Origin of the sequence: Vibrio sp. 10N.261.52.A1, assembly GCF_002876325.1 — a bacterium.
In the GTDB taxonomy this organism is placed as follows: Bacteria; Pseudomonadota; Gammaproteobacteria; order Enterobacterales; family Vibrionaceae; genus Vibrio; species Vibrio chagasii.
Window position 1 is genome coordinate 1 of sequence record NZ_MCYD01000969.1, and the last position, 2,798, is coordinate 2,798.

A 2,798-nucleotide genomic window follows, 5' to 3' on the forward strand; every position below is an offset into this window, starting at 1 on the left:
GTGTTAGCGAAAGATAATTAGAATATTGATATAAGATTTAAGTGCCCAAAAACAACAATAAAACGCACAGCGATCGGTTAACAAATTTACAACCATTTACGGCAGCTTCTAGAGCGAACGTTATTTTTTTGGCGGTTCACCTAAATTTTGTGTCTTTATCAAGTAAAGCTCATATTTCGGTGTCAGTCCATTTGGGGAGATGAAAATTGAATTGCATTCAAGCAACAACATTAGGATTAGCGATAGCGCTGAGTTTGCCGGCTGGCGCACAAACCTTAGAGCAGGCTGTAGCATTTACTTTAGAAAGTAACCCTGAAATCAAAAGTGCTTACAACGAGTATATTAGTAAACGTTACTTGAATGATGCATCTGGGGGAGCCTACCGACCAAGTATCGATTTAGATGGAGGTATTGGTTATGAGCACACGGACCTTGCCACGAACGCCGATACAACTGACCTCACTCGCAAAGAAGCGACAATTACGTTAACCCAATTGATATGGGATGGCTCAAACACATCAAATGATATCGACCGTACTGCAGCAGACGCTGAGTCTGTTCGCTATCAATTACTGTCTAACGCGCAAGACATCGCATTAGAAGTAACTAAGGTCTACCTCGACGCAGTGAAGGCCTATGAAGTGCTATCACTTTCTGAAAGCAACCTCGCTACGCACAAAGAGATATACAGCGATATTCGTAAACGCGTCGAATCTGGGATTGGTTCGACAGCAGATATGTCTCAAGTAGAAGCTCGTATTGCAAAAGCACATGGCAACCTACTCGCAGCTCAAAATAACCTTTTTGATACTCATACTCAATTCAAGCGACTTGTTGGTCAATCTCCACTAGGACTCACCTTCCCTCGTGCTGATGCCGGCGCTATTCCATACACAATCGATGGCGCACTAGCAAAAGCATTCAATCAACATCCGGTCATCAAGATAGCGCAAGCCGACGTTGACTCTGCAAAGTTTCAATATAAGCAATCAAAAAGCACTAACTACCCAACAGTGTCTTTTGAGGCCGCTCAAACCTGGCGTGATGATGCCGGTGGTACAGAAGGCAGTAGTGATGAATTCTCTGCAATGGTTCGCCTAAGGTACAACCTTTATAACGGTGGTTCAGATCAAGACCGCGCTGAGAGTGCAGCCTACCAACTGAATAAAGCCAAAGATCTTCGTGAAAGCACTTATCGCAATGTCGAAGAGAGTTTGCGCCTTTCCTGGAGTGCGCTTGACCTCACTGTTCAACAAAAAGAGTTTCTATCTGATCACGTTGACTCGGCATCAGATACCGTTATTTCCTATGAGAAGCAGTATCGCATCGGTAAGCGTACCCTTCTCGATTTGCTGAACACCGAGAATGAATTGTTTGAAGCTCGTAAAGGCTATTTAGATGCCAAGTATGATGAGCAATACGCCAAATATCGCGTAATGAACGCAACTGGCAATCTACTTACTGGTTTGCGAGTTGAGATCCCTGAAGAATGGAATGAAAAGGTGGAATATTAATGAAGCTAACAAACACAGTTTTATCGTTTTGCTTCATGGTTGTATCTACCCATGCTTTAGCTGACATCAATGAGGATGAATTTGAGTATCGTGCGCTTCCGCCTGTCACTCAAATTTACGATCTACAAGATGACGACAACGATGGCGTAATCAATGCGCGTGATTTGTGTGCCGATACGCAGATTGGTGCAGAAATAGATAACGACGGTTGTGGTTCATATTTCGAGTCGTCGGAGAAAAAAGAGCTCCATATACTCTTCGCTAATAACTCTACAGAAATTAACCCTGCTTTCCTTAACCAGATACGCCAGATGGCTGCCTTTTTGAAGCGTTACGAAAGCACCACCATTGAATTGCAAGGTTACGCTAGTAAGGTGGGTAATGCCGAGCACAATCTAATGCTGTCAAAAGAGCGTGCTGCCAACGTTAGACGTGCACTTATCAGCAACGGCATTCAACCCTCTAGAGTCAACATCGTTGGCCATGGTGATGTTGAGTTCAGTAGCAATGACACCGAAATCAACCACGCACTTCACCGTAAAGTCGTTGCTTCTGTGGCTGGGTTTAAAGGAAATATCAAAGAAGAGTGGCACATCTTTACTAAGATTAAGAAGTAACTATCGTCGGGCCTAACCGTACTGAAACGTTATCTTAAGTTAACGTTTCAGTACCATGATAATTCCTTGAATAGCATGTACCTAAGCCGTCTATAATGTTAATCTTGCCACGTTATCAACATAGAGAATTAATCCATGAGCAAACTAACAGCTGATACTCAAGCAAATCTAGAACTTTTCGTTTCTGAAACACAAGAAACTAAACTGGTATGGGGCCTTCGCAACGAAGAAGGTTGGCTAGCATGTGACTCAAGTGAATTCGAAAACAGCGAAGTGATGCCTTTCTGGTCTTCAAAAGAAGATGCTCAAACTCACAACGTTGAAGAGTGGGCTGACTTTGAAGTACTAGAAATTCCACTAGACATCTTTGTCGAAGATTGGCTACTAACTCTTGCTGAAGATGGCGTACTAGTAGGTGTAAACTGGAACGAATCTCTAGAAGGCAAAGAGCTTGAGCCTTCTGACCTAGCGAAATTATACATCTAATTTCAAGTATCGGCCGTGCAAATTGTACGGCCGATATCTCTCTGATAAAACTAAATAAATTAGAGATCCCGTTCGCAATCCCTGCCACAAACACCCCTCAAAAATTGAAGCAAGATCAAACTAATCATAGAATATCGTTCTTTATCTAATTGATAGCTTCTTGTGACACGTTCTCTTTTCC

The 2,798-nt window shown here is 42.7% G+C and carries 3 protein-coding genes; all 3 read left to right on the top strand.

The window, feature by feature from the left end; all coding sequences use genetic code 11:
• Positions 1–248: 248 nt before the first annotated feature.
• Positions 249–1,514 carry a TolC family outer membrane protein gene (locus BCT81_RS21010; protein ID WP_102425710.1) on the top strand — a complete coding sequence of 422 codons (1,266 nt, stop codon included), beginning with the start codon at positions 249–251 and terminating at the stop codon, positions 1,512–1,514.
• A 35-nt stretch (positions 1,515–1,549) separates the two neighbouring features.
• A complete protein-coding gene (locus tag BCT81_RS21015) occupies positions 1,550–2,131 on the top strand; it encodes an OmpA family protein (RefSeq protein WP_241908252.1) in 582 nt (193 codons plus the stop codon).
• 135 nt (positions 2,132–2,266) lie between these two features.
• A complete protein-coding gene (locus BCT81_RS21020; RefSeq protein ID WP_004738289.1) occupies positions 2,267–2,617 on the top strand; it encodes a DUF2750 domain-containing protein in 351 nt (116 codons plus the stop codon).
• The last annotated feature ends 181 nt before the right edge of the window (positions 2,618–2,798 follow it).